This window comes from Azoarcus sp. CIB (genome assembly GCF_001190925.1).
Classification (GTDB): domain Bacteria; phylum Pseudomonadota; class Gammaproteobacteria; order Burkholderiales; family Rhodocyclaceae; genus Aromatoleum.
Genome location: NZ_CP011072.1, coordinates 3,940,048 through 3,954,629, shown reverse-complemented (window position 1 = coordinate 3,954,629; position 14,582 = coordinate 3,940,048). Strand labels below are relative to the sequence as shown.

The 14,582-nt window shown below is 67.1% G+C and carries 16 protein-coding genes; 8 read left to right on the top strand and 8 right to left on the bottom strand.

All coding sequences use genetic code 11. From position 1 onward, the window contains the following. Positions 1-64 precede the first annotated feature (64 nt). The 4 genes from AzCIB_RS17650 to AzCIB_RS17635 are packed head-to-tail and all read left to right on the top strand — an operon-like array spanning position 65 to position 3,424. Positions 65-400, top strand: a complete 336-nt coding sequence (locus AzCIB_RS17650; RefSeq protein ID WP_050417091.1) for a PepSY domain-containing protein — start codon at positions 65-67, stop codon at positions 398-400. Further along, positions 400-1,062: a response regulator transcription factor gene (locus AzCIB_RS17645; RefSeq protein ID WP_050417090.1), complete on the top strand. Its 663-nt coding sequence runs from the start codon at positions 400-402 to the stop codon at positions 1,060-1,062. Before AzCIB_RS17650 ends, AzCIB_RS17645 begins: the two co-directional genes overlap by 1 nt. Beyond that, on the top strand, positions 1,059-2,417 hold the full coding sequence (locus AzCIB_RS17640) for an ATP-binding protein (RefSeq protein WP_198149555.1): 1,359 nt from the start codon (positions 1,059-1,061) through the stop codon (positions 2,415-2,417). The genes AzCIB_RS17645 and AzCIB_RS17640 overlap by 4 nt, the downstream gene beginning before the upstream one ends. Positions 2,418-2,473: 56 nt before the next feature. After that, positions 2,474-3,424, top strand: a complete 951-nt coding sequence (locus AzCIB_RS17635) for a YcjF family protein (RefSeq protein WP_050417087.1) — start codon at positions 2,474-2,476, stop codon at positions 3,422-3,424. A gap of 72 nt (positions 3,425-3,496) precedes the next feature. On the opposite strand, the gene AzCIB_RS17630 is transcribed toward AzCIB_RS17635, so the two are convergent. From AzCIB_RS17630 to AzCIB_RS17595, 8 genes are all read right to left on the bottom strand, one after another. Further along, on the bottom strand, positions 3,497-4,765 hold the full coding sequence (locus tag AzCIB_RS17630) for a sensor histidine kinase (protein WP_050417086.1): 1,269 nt from the start codon (positions 4,763-4,765) through the stop codon (positions 3,497-3,499). Positions 4,766-4,837: 72 nt separating this feature from the next. Next, complete coding sequence (locus AzCIB_RS17625; RefSeq protein ID WP_050417085.1) at positions 4,838-5,509, bottom strand: response regulator transcription factor; 672 nt, start codon at positions 5,507-5,509, stop codon at positions 4,838-4,840. Between the two features lie 48 nt (positions 5,510-5,557). Further along, positions 5,558-7,438: a sulfatase-like hydrolase/transferase gene (locus AzCIB_RS17620; protein WP_050417083.1), complete on the bottom strand. Its 1,881-nt coding sequence runs from the start codon at positions 7,436-7,438 to the stop codon at positions 5,558-5,560. 164 nt (positions 7,439-7,602) lie between these two features. Next, positions 7,603-8,406 carry a CDP-diacylglycerol--serine O-phosphatidyltransferase gene (gene pssA / locus AzCIB_RS17615; protein ID WP_050417081.1) on the bottom strand — a complete coding sequence of 268 codons (804 nt, stop codon included), beginning with the start codon at positions 8,404-8,406 and terminating at the stop codon, positions 7,603-7,605. A 103-nt stretch (positions 8,407-8,509) separates the two neighbouring features. Then, complete coding sequence (locus AzCIB_RS17610; protein WP_050417080.1) at positions 8,510-9,160, bottom strand: phosphatidylserine decarboxylase; 651 nt, start codon at positions 9,158-9,160, stop codon at positions 8,510-8,512. Between the two features lie 69 nt (positions 9,161-9,229). Continuing rightward, the gene (gene ilvC, locus AzCIB_RS17605; RefSeq protein ID WP_083447054.1) at positions 9,230-10,294 is read right to left on the bottom strand and encodes a ketol-acid reductoisomerase; all 1,065 of its coding nucleotides are present in this window, start codon (positions 10,292-10,294) and stop codon (positions 9,230-9,232) included. A gap of 67 nt (positions 10,295-10,361) precedes the next feature. Next, positions 10,362-10,853 carry an acetolactate synthase small subunit gene (gene ilvN, locus AzCIB_RS17600; protein ID WP_050417078.1) on the bottom strand — a complete coding sequence of 164 codons (492 nt, stop codon included), beginning with the start codon at positions 10,851-10,853 and terminating at the stop codon, positions 10,362-10,364. A gap of 20 nt (positions 10,854-10,873) precedes the next feature. Further along, positions 10,874-12,583 (bottom strand): acetolactate synthase 3 catalytic subunit, encoded by a 1,710-nt coding sequence (locus AzCIB_RS17595; RefSeq protein ID WP_050417077.1) that lies wholly within the window; start codon positions 12,581-12,583, stop codon positions 10,874-10,876. Between the two features lie 93 nt (positions 12,584-12,676). On the opposite strand from AzCIB_RS17595, the gene AzCIB_RS17590 reads away from it, so the two are divergent. Genes AzCIB_RS17590 through AzCIB_RS17575 form a run of 4 tightly spaced genes read left to right on the top strand, consistent with a single transcriptional unit; the run spans position 12,677 to position 14,581 of the window. After that, positions 12,677-13,273, top strand: a complete 597-nt coding sequence (locus AzCIB_RS17590; protein WP_198149724.1) for an RNA polymerase sigma factor — start codon at positions 12,677-12,679, stop codon at positions 13,271-13,273. Next, on the top strand, positions 13,270-13,641 hold the full coding sequence (locus tag AzCIB_RS17585; protein WP_050417076.1) for a DUF3619 family protein: 372 nt from the start codon (positions 13,270-13,272) through the stop codon (positions 13,639-13,641). The genes AzCIB_RS17590 and AzCIB_RS17585 overlap by 4 nt, the downstream gene beginning before the upstream one ends. Further along, complete coding sequence (locus AzCIB_RS17580; RefSeq protein WP_050417075.1) at positions 13,614-14,069, top strand: DUF3106 domain-containing protein; 456 nt, start codon at positions 13,614-13,616, stop codon at positions 14,067-14,069. Before AzCIB_RS17585 ends, AzCIB_RS17580 begins: the two co-directional genes overlap by 28 nt. Continuing rightward, positions 14,066-14,581, top strand: a complete 516-nt coding sequence (locus tag AzCIB_RS17575) for an RDD family protein (RefSeq protein WP_232299259.1) — start codon at positions 14,066-14,068, stop codon at positions 14,579-14,581. The genes AzCIB_RS17580 and AzCIB_RS17575 overlap by 4 nt, the downstream gene beginning before the upstream one ends. Position 14,582 lies beyond the last annotated feature (1 nt).

The window sequence follows — 14,582 nt, the reverse complement described above, 5'->3', positions numbered from 1 at the left end:
CGGCCTTACAACGGATGCCGGAAAGCTGCGCGCACGGTGCGCCCGGCATGGAAGGGAGTAATCGATGCGCACGCTTGTGACATCGGCTGTCGTGGGGATGGTCGTCGCAGCCTTGTCGATCGGTCCGGTCGCGGCCGGCGGTGACGACCACGATCACGACCGCGCGCGTGCGGCCCTCGAGCGCGGGGAGGTGCTGCCGCTGCGCACGATCCTCGACAAGGTCGAGCGCGAGCATCCGGGCAAAGTCGTCGAGGTCGAGCTCGAACGCGAGCACGGGCGCTGGATCTACGAGATCCGCCTGCTGCGCAGTGGCGGCGCGCTGGTGCGGCTGGACGTCGATGCGCGCGACGGAACCGTGCTCGGCGTCCGTTCGCGCGACGACAAGGGAGGGAAGCGCTGATGCACATCCTCGTCGTGGAAGACGAGCCCACGCTGGCGGAGCAGCTGTCGCAGGCGCTGCGCGAGTCGGGCTATGCGGTCGATTGCGCCGACAACGGGCGCGACGCGCATTTCATGGGCGAGGTCGAAGCGCTCGACGCGGTCGTGCTCGACCTCGGTCTGCCGCAGATGGACGGGCTGACGGTGCTGAAGAAGTGGCGCGCGGCGGGGCGGACGATGCCGGTGCTGATCCTGACCGCACGCGACAACTGGCACGAGAAGGTCGCCGGCATCGACGCCGGGGCCGACGATTACCTGACCAAGCCCTTCCACATGGAGGAGTTGCTCGCCCGCGTGCGTGCGTTGATCCGGCGCAGTGCGGGGCATGCGAGCCCGGAGCTGCGCTGCGGCCCGGTGCTGCTCGATACGCGCGGCGGGCGCGTCACGGTCGAAGGGCAGGCGGTGACGCTGACCAGCCACGAGCTGCGCGTGCTGAGCTACCTGATGCACCGCCAAGGGGAGGTCGTTTCGCGCGCCGAGCTGACCGAGCATATCTATGCGCAGGACTTCGAGCGCGATTCGAACACGATCGAGGTCTTCGTCGGACGTCTGCGCAAGAAGCTGCCGCCGGGCCTGATCGAGACCGTGCGCGGCCTGGGGTACCGCCTCGCATGTCCGGAATGAGCGGACGGAGCTCGCTGCGTGCGCGGCTGCTGGCCGGCAGCCTGGTGTGGATCCTGGGAACGCTGACCGTCACCGGCTGCGTGCTCGGCGATCTCTTCCGCCGCCACGTGGAGGATCGCTTCGAGGCGGAACTGCGCATCCACCTCGACCAGCTCACCGCGAGCGTCGAACTCGCCCCCGACGCGGGCTTGGCCCTGCGCACCGACCTGAGCGACCCGCGCCTGCGCAAACCCATGTCCGGGCTGTATTGGCAGGTGGACCGCGAGGGTGAGGACGCCGCGCGTGGCGTGCTGCGCTCGCGCTCCCTGTGGGATGCGACGCTCGCCGTTCCGGCCGACGGTCCGCGCGACGGCGAGGTGCATGTGCATCGCATCGACGGGCCGGATCGCGAACGCCTGGTGATGATGGAACGCATCGTGCGGCCGGAGGAAGCGGCCGCGCAGCCCCTGCGGCTGATCGTCGCCGCCGACGAGCGCGGCATGACGAGTCCGGTGCGCGAGTTCGTCGGGCTCCTCGTAATCGCGCTCGGCGTGCTCGCGGCCGGCTTGATCGCCGCGGTGCTGCTGCAGGTGTCGGTGGGTCTCGCCCCGCTGAAGCGTCTGCGCGAGCAACTCGCCGAGGTGCGCGACGGCCGCAGCCGGCGGCTCGCGGGCGCCTTCCCGAATGAGGTCCGGCCGCTCGTGGACGAACTCAACGCGGTGCTGCAGCACGATGCCGAGGTCGTCGAGCGCGCGCGCACGCAGGCCGGCAACCTCGCGCACGCGATCAAGACGCCGCTCGCGGTGCTGGGCAATGCCGCGCTGCGGGAGGAAGGGCCCCTCGCACGCCTGGTGGTCGAGCAGGTCGCGACGGCCCAGCGCCAAGTCGATTACCACCTCGCGCGTGCGCGTGCCGCCGCGGCGACGCAGGTACCGGGGCTGCGCAGCGCGCTGCGGCCGGCCGTCGAGGGGCTGGTGCGCGTGATGCAGCGCGTGCATGCGGAACGCAATCTGCACTTCGCGATCGAAGCGATTCCCGACGATGCGGTCTTCCGCGGCGAGGAGCAGGATCTGCAGGAAATGCTCGGTAATCTCATCGACAACGCGTGCAAGTGGGCGCGACGCGAGGTTGGGGTGACCGTCTCCGTGCGCGAAGGTGAAGTCGCGATCGTCATCGACGACGACGGCCCCGGCCTGCCGGCCGACGCGCGCGAGGCGATGTTCGCCCGCGGCGCACGCGCCGACGAAGAGATGCCCGGTTCCGGCCTCGGCCTCGGGATCGTGCGCGACCTCGCCCAGCTTTACGGCGGCCGTATCGAACTGGGGCAGGCGCCGGCTGGCGGGCTGCGTGCTGCGCTGTTCCTGCCCGCCGCTTGAGATCGTCCGGCCTGCCCCCAACTGAAAACCTTATTGTTGTAGCGAGAAGAGAAACGATGACTCCCGAACAGAACCGCTCCCTGATCACCGTCTGCCTGATGGCGGCCTTCGCCGACGGCCACAACGACCCGCGCGAACGCGACCATGTGCGGCGCACGGCCGAGTCGCTGTCGGCCGGTGCCGGCCTCGACGTCATGTCGCTGTACCAGGACGTGTTGCTGAAGCGTGTGTCGCTCGAGCAGGCCGTTTCAGGGCTGGATACGCCCGAGCTGCGCCAGCTCGCCTTCGAGATGGCGGTCGGCGTGTGCGATGCCGACGGCGTACACAATGCCGGCGAGACGGCCTTCCTGGAGCGCCTCGGCGCCCTGCTGCAGCTCGGGCGCAGCGACGCGGCCGCGATCGTGAACGCGGCCGACGCGCTCGCCGGGGCGCCGGTCGACAAGCCTCTGCCGGAGATGCCGGCCGTCCCTGTGCCGGCGACGCCCGCAGGGCCCGACCAGGCCGAACTCGACAAGATGATTCTCAATGCCGCGATCCTCAACGGTGCGCTCGAACTGCTGCCCGAGTCGCTCGCGTCGATGGCGATCATCCCGCTGCAGACGCGCCTCGTGTATCGCGTCGGCAAGGCCCACGGCTTCGAGCTCGATCGCGGCCACATCACCGATTTCCTCGCGACGGTCGGCGTCGGCCTGACGTCGCAGTATGTCGAGCAGTTCGGCCGCAAGCTCGTCGGCGGCCTGCTGGGCAAGGTCCTCGGCCGCGTCGGTCGGACGATTGGCAGCGAGGCCACCGGGTCGGCGTTCTCCTTCGCGACCACCTACGCGCTCGGGCACGTCGCGAAGCGCTACTACGCGGACGGGCGGCGGCTCGACGGGGCGGCGCTCAAGGCCGCCTTCGGCCAGCTCTTCGACAACGCCAAGGGGCTGCAGCAGCGCTACGCGCCCGAAATTGCCGAGCGTGCCCGCACGCTGGATCTGAAGAAGCTGACGGGCGAGCTCACGCGCTGAGCGGCTGCCTCCGGTGCGGGGCGGCCCGAGCTTGCCTTAAGGGGCGGTAGCTGCGCCCCTGGCCGCCTCACCTCAAGAGGTGCGCAACTCGACCCGGAATTCGCAGCCGCAGCCCTCGCGGGGGGACAGGGTGATCCGCCACCCCTGCCGGTCGCAGATGCGCTGCACCAGCGACAGCCCGATGCCGATGCCGTCGCCGCGCGTGCTGCCGCCGCGGGCGAACGGCCGGAACACCAGCGCACGCTCCGCCTCGGGAATGCCCGCGCCGGAATCCAGCACGGAAAAACCACCGTCGCGCAGCACCACGCGCACGAACCCCTTGTCGGTGTAGTGGATCGCATTGCGCACCAGGTTCGTCAGCACAGCGCGCAGCAGGGGGGCCGGATAGACCCCGTCGTCCACGCTTTCGCTGACGAAATCCAGCGCGAGGCCGCGTCCCGCCGCCTCGGGTTGCCAGCGGTGCAACTGCTCGGTCGCCACCGCGGCGAGCGAGGTGCCCACGAGCGTCGTGCCGCGCTCCTGCGGGGCGCGCGCGAGGCCCAGGAAAGTCTCCACCAGCTCCTGCATCTCGGCGCACGCGCGGGTGATGCGATCGAGCTGCGCGCGCTGTGGCGGTGCCAGGCCCTGCGCCTCGAGCAGTTCGCAGGAGCTGGCGATCACCATCAGCGGCGTGCGCAGCTCGTGACTCACATCGCTGGTGAAGAGCTGTTCGCGTTCCAGCGCCGCGCGCAGGCTGCCGAGCGTCTCATCGAACGCTGCGGCGAGCTTGCCGACCTCGTCGTCGGCGTATTCGGCGGCGAGTGGCGGTGCGAGCGGCAGCAGTTGGTCGCGGTGCTGCACCTGTCCCGACAGGCGCACGACCGGCGAGATCACGGTGCGCGCGAGCGCCCGGCCGAGCAGGGCCGCGGCGAGGATGGAAATCACGACCCCGGCGGTGACCGCGACGAACAGCATGGTCTCGCGCCGCTCGAAGTCCTCCTGGTCGAGCACAAGGACATGGCGCGTGCCGCTGCGGTCGCGTACCAGCACGTGATAGGCCTCGTCGTCGTTCTCGGTTTCATGCAGACCTTCCTGCAACGGCGCGAGCCATGCGGGCAGGGACGCGCTGGCGCCGACCGGTGCGACATAGAGGTCCAGGCCGGGGCCAAGCGCCGGAAACCGTCCCTCATCCGATTCCTTGAGGATGAAGTCGAGCTGGCGGTTCATCGCGTCGCTGACGAGGCGAGTTTCCACCGTGTCGATCGCGTTGACGACGATCAGCGCGAAGACTCCCGCGACGACTGCGGCCATCAGGACGAAAGCCGCGACGATGCGCGACGCGAGACTCTGCGGTGCCGCCATGTCAGATCCTTCGCCGCGTCGCCGCGCGCTGGCAAGCGCATGGGGGTTCACCGGAGCGCTTCATCCTGGAGCCTATGCCGCGGCCAGCCGGTAGCCGATCCCGTGCACGGTGTGCAGCAGCGGGGAGCCGAAGGGCTTGTCGATCTGCTGCCGCAGCGTGTGGATATGGCTGCGCAGGCTGTCGCTGTCGGGGGGAGAATCGCCCCACAGCGCGCTCTCGAGCGCCTCGCGCCGGACGACGCTGGGGCTCTTCTGCATCAGCAGTTCGAGGAGCTTCAGACCGATCGGTCCGACGTGCAGGGTCTGCCCGGCGCGCGTGACCGCGAGCGTGTCGAGGTCGAACTGCAGGTCCGCGACGCTGAGCACGCGCCGACCGCCACCCCGGCTGCGCTTGAGCACCGCGGCGATGCGGGCAGCGAGTTCGGACAGAGCGAAGGGCTTGGTCAGATAGTCGTCCGCCCCGGTGCGGAAGCCCTGCAGACGGTCGTCGAGCGTGTCGCGCGCGGTCAGCATGATGACCGGTATGTGGTTGCGCTCGCTGTCGCGCAGGCGCTGGCACAGCGTGAAGCCGTCCATGCCGGGCAGCATCACATCGAGCACGATCAGGTCGTACTGCTGGGTCGCGGCAAGATGCAGGCCGGTCAGCCCGTCCTGCGCGCAATCCACCTCGTAGCCTTTCAGCGCGAGGTAATCCGCGAGATTCGCAAGAATGTCGCGGTTGTCTTCCACCAACAGTAGCCGCATGCGGATTCCAGTCTCCAGTCGGACGCGGGGGGCGTCACGCCCCCGTCATTATCCGCGGTGTCGGCTGAATCGCGCCAGATTTGCCATGATCTCGACCATCGCCGAACGGATCGAAGCGATCGCCTCGTCCGCGCGGGCGAGCGGGCGATCGTCGCCGTCGGTCGCCTCGTTGCGCACGGCGCCGATCGCATTGACCGGGAAGGTCACCTTGTAGTTGTCGCCGATGTAGGCGAGGCGGTTCCAGTCGGCGGCCACGGCGTAGTCGCGGTGAAAATCCGCGGCGAGCAGATCGTGGCCCAGCGAGTAGTCCTCGGCGGGATTCTGCACGCCCAGCAGCGGCATCAGGGTCGCGGGAATGTCCAGGTGGCTGGTGATGCCGGCGACGACGCCGGGCATGCGACCGGGAACGCGAATGACCCCCGGCGTGCTCGTCTGGAAGCGGTTGAACTCCGCGCTGTGGCCCCAGCGGCTGCGCTCCATGAATTCCTCGCCGTGGTCGCCGAGCACGATCACGATCGTATTGTCGAGCAGCCCGCGCTTGTTCAGGTGGTCGATCATGCGCCCGATCTGGCTGTCCACATGGTGTGCCGCGTTGATGTAGCGGTTCTTGATCTGCCCGATCTGCGCGCCGAAGTCCGCCGTCAGGTAGTTGAAGTCCTGCAGCACCGGGGTGGCGATTTCCGCCTCGGGCGGATAGTCGTAGTTCGCGTGGGTCGACTCGAAGAACATGTAAGTCATGAACGGCCGGGCCGGATCGCGCCTGTCGATGAAGTCGATCAGCGCGTCGATGTTGCGCACGTCGCGCTGCCAGGCCGGCGCGCCGCCTTCGAGCGGGTGCAGATCTTCCGGGCGCATGTTGGCGAACACCGTCTTGTCGAAGGCCGGGTAGGTGAAGCGCTGGCTCGTGTTCAGGCTGAACTGGTAGTTCTGATGCTGCAGCACGTCCATCAGCACCGGCGCGCGGCGTGCGGCCAGCATCGGGAACCAGTAGTTGCCGTAAAGGCCGTAGAACATCGAGAACACGCCCATCTGCGTCATGTTGCCGCCGCTGAAGTGCTTTTCCAGGCGCACGGCGTCGTTCGAGAACGTCCACAGGCGCGGCATGATCTTCGGATCGAGCATGTCGAAGCGCAGCGACTCGGCGACCAGCCACACGATGTTCATGGGCTTGTCGGGCGCAGTCACGCGCAGCGGCTGCTGCGGATAGCTCAGGCTCTCGTCACGCACTTGCATGCTGCGCGCGGTCGCCTGATCGACCTTGAAGCCCAGGTTCTGCGCGAAGTTGCGGAAGGTCAGCGGCTGGTACAGCGGGAAACGTTCGCTGGCGAACAGGATGGGCTGGTAGTTCGACATTTCGCTGTAGCCGTAGGCGACGCGCTCGCCGGTGGTCAGCACGAAGAACAGCGCGAGCGCCCACGCCCCGCGCAGCCTCCACTCGCCTGCGCGCGTGTCGCTCCGCACTACCCACACCCACGCCGCCGCCTGCAGCGCACACAGCGCGAGGATGATCGCGCCGGCGGTGATTTCGGTGCTGCGGCTGGCGCCGAGCGACGCGATGCCGCCCGGCGTGAACACCAGGTTCACGACGAAGCCGTTGATGTGGAAGCCGTACATCTCGTGGATCACGCGGTCCGCGAAGAGCACCACCTGCGTGAAGCCCGTCACCACGATCACCGCCGCACCGAGGATCGCCTGCCCGCGCCGAAAGGTCTTTCGGCCGTCCAGCAGCGCGCGCAGTCCATGTCCGATCGCGACGCTCGGCAGCAGGTACATGAAGGCGTAGGACAGCGTCGCGGCGAGCGTCCAGCCGGCCACCGCCGGGCTCGCGTAGTCGCCCGCGTCCTGCTGCGAGAACAGCTGCACGAGCGCCACCAGCCAGGTGATCAGGAGATAGGCGTTGAGCTTGCGGGACGAGGGCAGGGCGGACATGCAGGACTCCGGATGCGGGCAGGCAAGGATGCTCGCAGTCCGGCCGTCAAGCGGCGCTCAAGGCCTGGTGAAGAATTCGTGAAAGCCCGGGAACCGGGCGCCCCCAGCCGCGGATGCGGGCGGGGAGGACAGGCGGACGTCGGGCGTCCGCCACCCTGCTGTGCCTACTTCGGAGCGGAGTCCGCTTCGTCCTCGCCCTTGCCTGCAGCCTGCGGGGCCGGCGCGGCAGCGCTCTCTCCCGCGCGCCGTTTCTTCATCCAGCGCATCACATACACGACGTAGCCGGACCCGGCGTAGACGAGGAAGAGCCCGAAGAGCACGCCCGGCGGGTAGCTGGACACCAGCGCGAACGCCATCACCAGCGCGATCACGACGATGAAGGGCACGCTCTTGCGCAGGTTGATGTCCTTGCCGCTCCAGAACAGCACGTTGCTGACCATCGACACGCCCGCGAAGATCGTGAGCATGCCGGCAAGCCAGCGCACGTCCTGGCCGGCGAGCCCCAGGTCGGTGACGACCCACACCAGGCCGGCCACCAGCGCAGCCGCAGCCGGGCTGGGCAGGCCCTGGAAGAAGCGCTTGTCGATGACGTCGATGTTGGTATTGAATCGGGCCAGGCGCAGCGCGGCGCCCGCGCAATAGATGAAGGCCGCGATCCAGCCGAATTTCCCGGTGTCCTTGAGCGCCCATTCATACACCACCAGCGCGGGCGCCGCGCCGAACGACACCATGTCGGATAGCGAGTCGTATTCGGCGCCGAAGGCGCTCTGCGTGCGCGTCAAGCGCGCGACGCGGCCGTCCAGGCCGTCCAGCACCATCGCCACGAAAATCGCCACGGCCGCCACTTCGAAGCGTTGATTCATCGCCTGCACGATCGCATAGAAGCCGGCGAACAGGGCAGCGGTGGTGAACAGGTTGGGCAGGATGTAGATGCCGCGGCGGCGTTTTTCGTTCGAGATCAGTGGCATGGAAGATGACGTTCCTGCGCAGGGCTGGTGCGCGTGGTGGCCGGTTGCCGATTCTAACGCAGCGCGGGGTGGCCGGGATGACCACCCCGTCGGTGGCGCGCGATCAGGGGAGTTCGGCGAGGATGGTGCTCGAGGCCGAGACCTTGTCGCCGATCGTTACGCGTGCGCGCGTTCCCGGCGGCAGGTAGAGGTCGACGCGCGAGCCGAAGCGGATGAAGCCGTAGCGCTGCCCGCGCGCGACCTTGGCGCCCGGTTCGACGTAGCACAGGATGCGGCGAGCGACGAGGCCGGCGACCTGTACGCAGGTCACGTCCTGGCCGTCGCTCGTCACGAGGTGCAGGGCGTTGCGTTCGTTCTCGACCGAGGCCTTGTCGAGCGCGGCGTTCACGAAGCGTCCGGCGTTGTACCAGCGCTGCTTGACTTCGCCGTCGACGGGAATGCGGTTCGAATGGACGTTGAAGACGTTCATGAATACGCTGATCTTCACGCAGTCGCGGTCGAGGTAGGGGTCGCGCACCGGCTCGATCGCCACGATGCGGCCGTCGGCCGGCGCCAGGACATCCTTGGGCCCTTGCGGGATCGGGCGGGGCGGATCGCGGAAGAACTGCACGACGAACGCGAACAGGATCCAGAAGGGAAGGGCCCAGCCGAACCCGGCCGAGGTGTTGATCACCAGCACCACGACCAGCGTGATCGCGATGAACGGCCAGCCTTCGCGTGCCAGGATGGGATGAGGATAGTTGCTGTTGGACATGGCGTACCCGATATGAAAAAGGCCGGGCCCGCGCGCACGGCGCAGCCCGGCCTGTTATGCCGACGCGGCTCAGTTCTTCGACTGGTCGACCAGCTTGTTCTTCTTGATCCACGGCATCATGTCGCGCAGCTGACCACCGACCTGTTCGATCGGGTGGGCGGCGTTGAGGCGACGACGCGCCGTCATCGACGGGTAGTTGGTCTTGCCTTCCTGGATGAACATCTTCGCGTATTCGCCGGTCTGGATGCGCTTCAGGGCGGCGCGCATCGCTTCGCGCGACTGTGCGTTGATGACTTCGGGGCCGGTCACGTACTCGCCATACTCGGCGTTGTTCGAGATCGAGTAGTTCATGTTCGCGATGCCGCCTTCGTACATCAGGTCGACGATCAGCTTCAGTTCGTGCAGGCACTCGAAGTAGGCCATCTCGGGCGCGTAGCCGGCTTCGGTCAGCGTCTCGAAGCCCATCTTCACCAGCTCGACGGCGCCGCCGCACAGCACGGCCTGCTCGCCGAACAGGTCGGTCTCGGTCTCTTCACGGAAGTTGGTCTCGATCACGCCGCCCTTGGTGCCGCCGTTGGCAGCAGCGTACGACAGGGCGATGTCCTTGGCCTTGCCCGAACGGTCCTGATGCACCGCGATCAGCGAGGGAACGCCGCCGCCCTTGAGGTATTCCGAACGCACGGTGTGGCCGGGGCCCTTGGGGGCGACCATGATCACGTCCAGATCCTCACGCGGGATGACCTGGTTGTAATGCACGTTGAAGCCGTGCGCGAAGGCCAGCGTTGCGCCTTTCTTGATGTTCGGTTCGATGTCGTTGTAATACACGCCCGGGATGTTCTCGTCCGGCAGCAGGATCATCACGACGTCGGCGCCCTTGACTGCCTTGGCGACTTCCTCGACCTTCAGGCCGGCCGCTTCGGCCTTCTTCCACGACGCGCCGTCCTTGCGCAGGCCGACGGTGATCTTGCAGCCGGAATCCTTCAGGTTCTGGGCGTGGGCGTGGCCCTGCGAGCCGTAGCCGATGATGCTGATCTTCTTGCCCTTGATGAGGGAGAGGTCGGCGTCCTTGTCGTAATAGACTTTCATGCTTTTCCTTTTTCGCTTTCGGTGGGGATGTTGCCCGGCCGCCGCCATGATAAGGGCGGACGTGCCGGTCGCAAACGGTTGGGTGCTGTCCGGAAGGGTGGCCTGCGGCCGGGGGTCAGACCTTCAGGATGCGGTCGCCGCGGCCGACGCCGCAGACGCCGGAGCGCACCGTTTCCAGGATCAGCGCCGGGTCGATGGCACTGATGAAGGCATCGAGCTTCGACTGGTTGCCGGTCAGTTCGATGACGTAGGACGTGTCGGTGACGTCGATGATGCGCGCGCGGAAGATCTCCGCCATGCGCTTCATCTCCTCGCGGTCCTTGCCGGTAGCGCGGACCTTGGTGAGCATCAGCTCGCGCTCGATGTGCGCGGCCTCAGAGATATCGACGACCTTGACCACTTCGACCAGCTTGTTCAGCTGCTTGGTGATCTGTTCGATGATGTCGTCCGATCCGGTGGTGACGATGGTCATGCGCGACATCGAGGCATCCTCGGTCGGCGCGACGGTCAGGGATTCGATGTTGTAGCCGCGGGCGGAAAACAGGCCCGACACGCGCGACAGGGCGCCAGATTCGTTCTCGATCAGCAGGGAGATGACGTGTCTCATGGTGTGTCTCTGGTCGATGCTTATAGGTCTTCGGCGGACAGGATCATCTCGGTGAGCCCCTTGCCGCCCTGAACCATGGGGTACACGTTTTCGGTCTGGTCGATCTGGAAATCGAGGAACACCAGATCGTTCTTGCGTGCGAAGGCCTCGCGCAGCGCGCCCTCGACGTCCGACGGCCGGTCGATGCGCAGACCCACGTGGCCGTAGGCTTCCGCAAGCTTTGCGAAGTCGGGCAGCGAGTCCATGTAGGACTCGGAATAGCGCTCGCCGTGGAAGAGCTGCTGCCACTGGCGCACCATGCCGAGGTAGCGGTTGTTCAGGTTGCAGATCTTGATCGGCAGGCGGAACTGCTTGCAGGTCGACAGTTCCTGGATGTTCATCTGGATCGAGGCTTCGCCGGTCACACAGGCCACCTGCTTGTCCGGGTGCGCGAGCTGCGCGCCCATCGCGTAGGGCATGCCGACACCCATCGTGCCGAGGCCGCCGGAGTTGAGCCAGCGACGCGGCTTGTCGAAGCGGTAGTACTGCGAGGCCCACATCTGGTGCTGGCCGACGTCGGAGGTCACGATCGCGTCGCCGCCGGTGACTTCCCACAGTTTTTGGATCACGAATTGCGGCTTGATGATCTCGTCCGAATTCTTGTACTTCATGCACTCGCGGCTGCGCCACTCATCGACCTGCTTCCACCACGAGCCGAGCGTGTCGGGGTTCGGGCGGGCGGCATTGGCCTCGAGCTGGCGGATCATCTCCTCGAGCACGTCCTTGAGGTCGCCGACGATGGGTACGTCAACCCGCACGCGCTTCGAGATCGACGACGGGTCGATGTCGACGTGGATGATCTTGCGCGGCTCTTCGGCGAAGTGCTCCGGATTGCCGATCACGCGGTCGTCGAAGCGGGCGCCGACGGCGAGCAGCACGTCGCTGTAGTGCATCGCCATGTTCGCTTCGTAGGTGCCGTGCATGCCGGGCATGCCGAGGTACTGGCGGTCGCTGGCGGGATAGCCGCCCAGGCCCATCAGCGTGTTCGTGATCGGGAAGCCCAGCATGCGCGTGAACTTGGTGAGCTGTTCGGCCGCGTTCGCGAGGACCACGCCGCCGCCGGTGTAGATCATCGGGCGCTTGGCTTCGAGCAGCAGTTGCACGGCCTTGCGGATCTGGCCCTGGTGGCCCTTGACGACCGGGTTGTACGAGCGCATCGAGACCTCTTTCGGGTACTCGAATTCGCACTTGTGTGCGCTCACATCCTTCGGGATGTCGACCAGCACCGGGCCGGGGCGACCGGTCTTCGCGAGGTAGAAGGCCTTCTTGATCGTCACGGCGATGTCGCGCACGTCCTTGACGAGGAAGTTGTGCTTCACGCAGGGACGGGTGATGCCGACGGTGTCGACTTCCTGGAAGGCGTCCTGGCCGATCGCGGCGGTCGGTACCTGGCCGCTGATGATGACCATCGGGATCGAATCGCAGTAGGCGGTGGCGATACCGGTGACGGCATTGGTGGCGCCGGGGCCGGAGGTCACGAGCGCGACACCGACGTTCTCGGTGCTGCGGGCATAGCCGTCCGCGGCATGCACGGCGGCCTGTTCATGGCGCACCAGCACGTGGCGCACCTTGTCCTGATTGAACAGCGCGTCATAGATGTAGAGTACCGCGCCGCCGGGATAGCCGAAGACGTAATCGACCTTTTCTTCCTGCAGACACCTGATTACAATTTCTGCTCCACTCAGCACCATCGCAAACTCGCTATTCTTACGGTCCGAAACGATGAACGTTACCGGTCAGGCGCAGTTTGGTCAAGGCTGCTGCGGCATCGCACAACGGCCTGAATAACCGGTTTTCATAAGGATCCAGAACTGGCTAACCGGGCAGAACTCTCCGCATTTCTCCAGGGTGTCGAAAAGCGTGCGTTCAAGCAGGCGGTGTACGCGCTGCGCAACGACGACGCGGCGCTGGATGCGGTGCAGGATGCGATGCTCAAGCTCTCGGTCAGCTATGGCGAGCGTCCTGCGAACGAATATCCGATGCTGTTCCAGCGCATCCTGCAGAACGTCATCTACGACGCGCTGCGGCGGCAGAAGGTGCGCAACACATGGACGACGCTGTTGTCATCCTTCGTCGGCGACGACGAGCAGGACGGCGACAACGATCCGCTCGACACCCTTGCCGGGGAACCCGACGAAGCGAAGGCCGACACGCCGCACGGGCAGTACGAGCGTGCGCGCACGATGGCCGCGATCGAGCGGGAAATCGAGCGGCTGCCTCCCCGTCAACGGGAAGCCTTCCTCATGCGTTACTGGGAGGAGATGGACATTGCCGAGACCGCTGCAGCGATGGGCTGTTCCGAGGGGAGCGTGAAGACGCATTGTTCGCGCGCCACGCAGACGCTGGCGGCGGCCCTGAAAGCGAAGGGAATCCAGTTATGAACGACGAAGCTATTGCCCGCAGGGTCGCGGTCCACCTGTCGGCGGCGGCGCGCGGCGTGGACGGCGATGTCGCGGACCGTCTGCGGCTCGCGCGCGAGCGCGCCCTCGCCGCGCATCGGCCGGCGCAGCCGGGGTTCGGCGCGAAGATCGGCAGCGCGCTGCGGCGCCTGTTTCCGCCCATGATGCGTCCGGCGGCGGTCGCGGCGGCGATCCTCGTTGCGGTGCTGGCGGGCGATTACTGGACCACCTGGCTGCGCGTGAGCGAGATGGAGGAGGTCGATACGGCGCTGCTGATCGACGACCTGCCGATCGACGCCTATCTGGATTCGGACTTCAAGGCATGGCTGCAGGACGACTCGCAATCCTGATCCTGGCGGCCGCCCTGAGCGGTCCGGCCTCCGCCGCGGTGGCGCCGATCGGCGCACCGTCGTGGTCCGGCCTGACGGCCGGGCAGCGTTCGGTGCTCGCGCCGCTGTCGGACGACTGGAACGCGATGAGCGAAGTCCAGCGCCAGCGCTGGCTGGGGGTTGCCAACCGTTACTCGCGCCTGACACCGGAAGAGCAGGCTCGCATCAGTGCGCGCATGCGCGACTGGGCGAACCTGCGGCCGGACCAGCGCGAGCGCGCGCGTGACCAGTACCGCGCGTTGCGCAGCATTCCGCGCGAGCGGCGCGAGTCGCTGCAGGAACAATGGCAGCGCTACCGCAGCATTCCGCCGCAAGAGCGCCAACTCAAGTCTGGCCCGCGCATCGTGCGCCCCTTACAGCGACCGCCCGTGCGCGGCTCCAAGGAATGAAGAAACAAGACCCCAGACGCAATACCCCGGCCCCGTCCGGCAACGCTGAATCCCGTTCCGCAAACCACGCACAGGTCGTCCCGCAGATCGTCGCGCAGGTCGTTGAACTCGCCGGCCTGCGCCGCCGGCTGGCGAGCCTGCTGTACGAGGGCTTGCTGCTGCTGGGTGTGCTCGCACTTGCCTTCCTGGTGCCCTACCTCGTGCTCGGCGTCGTGTTCGGCATCGCGCCGGCGGGGTGGGTGGCATGGCTGCACATCTACGTCGTGCTGGGTGCGTATTTCATCTGGTACTGGCGCCGGCGCGGCCAGACGCTCGCGATGCAGACCTGGAAACTGCGCCTGGTGACGGCGGATGGCCATGCGCCCGGCGTGGCGACCGGCTGGCTGCGCTACACGCTCGCGTGGCCGTCGCTGCTGTGCTTCGGCCTGGGGCTCGCGTGGGCGCTGATCGATCGCGATCGCCAGTTCCTGCACGACCGCCTTGCCGGCACGCGCATCGTGCTGCTGCCCTGAC